Origin of the sequence: Microcoleus sp. B13-B6 (assembly GCF_036705405.1) — a bacterium.
GTDB lineage: Bacteria > Cyanobacteriota > Cyanobacteriia > Cyanobacteriales > Microcoleaceae > Microcoleus.
The window spans coordinates 1-3,887 of sequence record NZ_JAUBUJ010000216.1; the positions used below are offsets into that span (position 1 = coordinate 1).

The 3,887-nt window shown below is 46.7% G+C and carries 4 protein-coding genes and 1 pseudogene; 2 read left to right on the top strand and 3 right to left on the bottom strand.

All coding sequences use genetic code 11. The features are described 5' to 3' along the window. The first annotated feature begins 300 nt into the window (after positions 1–300). On the top strand, positions 301–1,890 hold the full coding sequence (locus tag QUB35_RS38585) for a glycoside hydrolase family 57 protein (RefSeq protein ID WP_333036521.1): 1,590 nt from the start codon (positions 301–303) through the stop codon (positions 1,888–1,890). Between the two features lie 57 nt (positions 1,891–1,947). Here the strand turns inward: QUB35_RS38585 and QUB35_RS38590 are convergent, their stop codons facing one another. After that, the gene (locus QUB35_RS38590; RefSeq protein WP_333148309.1) at positions 1,948–2,109 is read right to left on the bottom strand and encodes a hypothetical protein; all 162 of its coding nucleotides are present in this window, start codon (positions 2,107–2,109) and stop codon (positions 1,948–1,950) included. Between the two features lie 44 nt (positions 2,110–2,153). Between QUB35_RS38590 and QUB35_RS38595 the strand changes: the two genes are divergently transcribed. Then, entirely contained in the window at positions 2,154–2,369 is a 216-nt protein-coding gene (locus tag QUB35_RS38595) for a hypothetical protein (protein ID WP_333148311.1), read from the top strand. 93 nt (positions 2,370–2,462) lie between these two features. Here the strand turns inward: QUB35_RS38595 and QUB35_RS38600 are convergent, their stop codons facing one another. Further along, positions 2,463–2,657 carry a hypothetical protein gene (locus tag QUB35_RS38600; RefSeq protein ID WP_333148313.1) on the bottom strand — a complete coding sequence of 65 codons (195 nt, stop codon included), beginning with the start codon at positions 2,655–2,657 and terminating at the stop codon, positions 2,463–2,465. Between the two features lie 74 nt (positions 2,658–2,731). After that, positions 2,732–3,887, bottom strand: a pseudogene (locus QUB35_RS38605) (RNA-guided endonuclease InsQ/TnpB family protein); the annotation flags it as partial.

Genomic DNA, 3,887 nt, shown 5'->3' on the forward strand with positions numbered 1-3,887 from the left:
GAGTTTCGGTTAAAATTCCAGGGATTTTTTGTCTCTGTTCGGGGAGCGTCCCTGTTCCAAAACTGTCCGAAGTATTGAGTAAAATATCTACAAAAATAAAGATTTGGAGATTTCCGTACCTACAATCTCCCTGCCTTTCATCCCACCGAAGACACTGGGTACAGTTATAGCGGGGGACAACAGGAGCGAGGAGTTAAAAAAACACGGCATTTTGTGAGTCCCGTTTCAGCATAAAATCTTAAAATATTTTAAAGCTGTCCCTAACAGGCGTCAGTTAATAACTACGGCATCCAAATCATTATGACTATTGGCTACCTCGCCCTCGTTCTCCACGCCCACTTGCCCTTTGTTCGCCACCCCGAAAGCGACTACGTTTTAGAAGAAGAATGGCTGTTTGAGGCGATCGCGGAAACCTATATTCCCCTGCTGCAAGTCTTTGAAGGGCTCAAGCGCGACGGCATCGACTTTAAAATTACCATGAGCATGACGCCGCCCTTGGTGGCAATGCTGCGCGACCCCTTGCTGCAAGACCGCTTCGACGACCACTTGGCTAAACTCGAAGAATTAGCGGATCTCGAAATCGAACACAATAGCGGCAACGGTCACCTCCGGTATTTAGCAGAACATTACGCCGCCCATTTCTCTCAAGTCCGCAACTTTTGGGAAAAGTACGATCGAGATTTAGTCAAAGCCTTCAAAGAACACCAAGATACCAACAACCTCGAAATCATCACCTGCGGTGCCACCCACGGCTACCTACCGCTGATGAAAATGTACCCCGAAGCAGTTTGGGCACAAATTCAAGTAGCCTGCGACAACTACGAAGCAAACTTCGGTCGCCGACCAAAAGGCATTTGGCTGCCCGAATGCGCCTACTATGAAGGCTTAGAGCGGATGTTAGCCGACGCAGGCCTCCGCTACTTTCTCACAGACGGTCACGGCATCCTCTACGCCCGCCCGCGTCCCCGCTACGGCAGCTACGCCCCCATTTTCACCGAATGCGGAGTCGCAGCCTTCGGTCGGGATCACGAATCCTCGCAGCAGGTTTGGTCTTCCGAAGTCGGCTATCCAGGCGCGGCCGAATACCGCGAATTCTACAAAGATTTGGGTTGGGAAGCTGACTACGATTACATTAAGCCCTACATCATGCCCAACGGCCAGCGGAAAAATACCGGGATTAAATATCACAAAATCACCGGTCGCGGATTGGGTTTAGGCGATAAACAGTTGTACGATCCATACTGGGCAAGGGAAAAAGCAGCCGAACACGCCAGCAACTTTGCTTTCAACCGGGAACGCCAAGTCGAACACCTCAACGGGATTATGCAGCGTCCGCCGATTATTGTTTCGCCTTACGACGCCGAACTTTTCGGTCACTGGTGGTACGAAGGGCCTTGGTTCTTAGATTACCTGTTCCGCAAGAGTTGGTACGACCAAAATACCTACGAGATGACGCACTTAGCCGATTATTTGCGGGGAAATCCGACTCAGCAAGTGTGCCGCCCGTCTCAGTCTAGCTGGGGTTTCCGGGGTTTCCACGAATATTGGCTCAACGATACCAATGCTTGGATTTACCCGCACTTGCACAAAGCTGCGGAACGGATGATTGAGTTGGGAAGCATGGAACCTGCGGATGAATTGCAGTGGCGCGCTTTGAACCAGGCGGCGCGGGAAGTGCTGCTAGCTCAATCTTCTGACTGGGCATTTATCATGCGTACAGGGACGATGGTGCCCTATGCAGTGCGCCGGACTCGATCGCACTTAATGCGCTTTCACAAGCTTTACGATGAAGTGAAAGAAGGGAAAGTTGATTCGGGTTGGTTGGAGAAGGTTGAGGAGATTGATAATATTTTCCCGGAAATTAACTATCGCGTTTATCGATCGCTTTAAGGCTCGTTTCCCCTCCCATCCTGTCCCCCCAGCCCTGCTTAAGGGAGGGACAGGATGTTAATTAAAATTATAGGTAATGGGGCGATCGCCATGAGTGGAATGAGAGGGGCGATCTTTGGTTGAGAGTGTGAGTGCGATCGCTTTTTGACATCGAAAGGTCGATCGCACTTTATGTCTTTTTCTCAACGCGCAGGCGATCGCACAACACAATGTAGTCAAACAGCATTTTGAGCTGAGGAACGCTGGACAATAGAGAATTACTGGTGAAGAATTTCAACTATCTTGGCGATCGCCTCGTTCAACTTCTCAGGTTTAAGCTTACCAGCTTTATAAAGTATAATTTATCGCTCAGCGGTAAACAAGCGATTAGGTCTAATGTTGCTAGTTTGGTTAAGTCCACCCTCACTAAAATCACTACTTTGAAGGCTAATAGCATAGCGATCGGCGAGCGTCTGGCTAGTAATTTGACAAAGAATTAGATCGTCTCCTGCCAAAGTTGCTATTACTAGAGCGTCGGCGCTTGGCTTGTGTTAAATCTGAAAATGGGAAAGGAACAACTATCACATCACCTTTTACAAATTCTGCCATGCTTCATCCTCCTCTAATCTTAACCAGTCTTTTTGCAAAGAAGATTCACTCAGCAGGCTTGCTTCTAACTTATCTTTATCATACTTTGCTTTGAGAAATTGCAGAAAATCCCAAACTTCTTCTAATATAAATTCGGGGATATTATCCATTTCTTTAAGGAGCAATTCTTTAGCGTTCATGTCATTTACCTATAAAGACATATTGACACTCCTCGGCCTAAAGGCACGAGGATTCTTGGATCAGCCAGTCGAACTTATCTCTGTTTTGCTACCACCAGCAAGTAGAGATCGGTCTGTCCCCCAGCGTGAATTCCGGTGTGCCCCACCGTATTTAAATTGATTTTTGCCTGCTTCAACCCTTTTGCTAGGATGTTTTTTGCGGCGTTATGGTCGCGATCTAATACCGCACCACAATCACAAATATGGGTTCGAGTTGACAGGGTTTTCTTAACTAAATTGCCACAGTTTGAACAATCCTGGGAAGTGTACTGTGGTGGAACAGCAATAACTGTTTTGCCATACACTTTTCCAAAATATTCCAAATAATGATCAAGTTTGTGACCAAGCTGCATCGCTAATTGATTTAGCGAGCTTATGGTTTTTCACCATGTTCCGCACCTGAAGGTCTTCGTAGGCTATAAAATCGTTAGATTTTACCACGCCGGGCGTCGTCTTTATGGCGAAGTCTTTACGCTGCCTACTGACTTTCAGGTGCTTTCTTCCTAACTTGTTAATCGCTTTTTTTCGGTTCTTGGAACCTTTCTTTTTCCGAGAAACTCGCTGATGCAATCTCTTCAAAGCTTTTTCGCTTTTTCTGAGATACCGAGGATTAGGAACTGTTTCGCCGTCGCTATCAGCATAGAAGTGGTTTAACCCAACGTCTATCCCAGTGGCTTTACCAGTCGGAACAAGTTCCTCTTTCCTCTCCACATTGATGCAAAATTGGGCGTAGTATCCATCGGCGCGGCGCACAATTCTGATTCGTTTAATCTCACCAGGCGCATAAAAATGCAAATCCCGACTACCAATTAACTTGAATTTTCCGGCAGCAAAGCCGTCTTTAAATGTTAGACATTTCTTGTCGGTAGAAAGCTCCCATCCCGAAGTTTTATATTCCACAGATCGGGTGTATTTCTTGAACTGCGGGTAGCCTTTTTTTCCTGGTTTCTTAGCTTTGCAATTAGCAAAGAAACGTTGTATAGCAAAAATGGCACGTTCGGCGGAAGCCTGACGTGCCATCGAATTAAGCTTGCCTGCCCATTCAAACTCTTTCGCCATCACGGCGCATTGTTTGTACAGGTCTACTAACTTAATTCCTTGATTGTCTACCCAGTGTCTAAGAGTTTTATTTCGGACAAATTGAGCCGTCCGAATCATGTCGTCTATGATTCGATATTGTTCCGCTTTGCC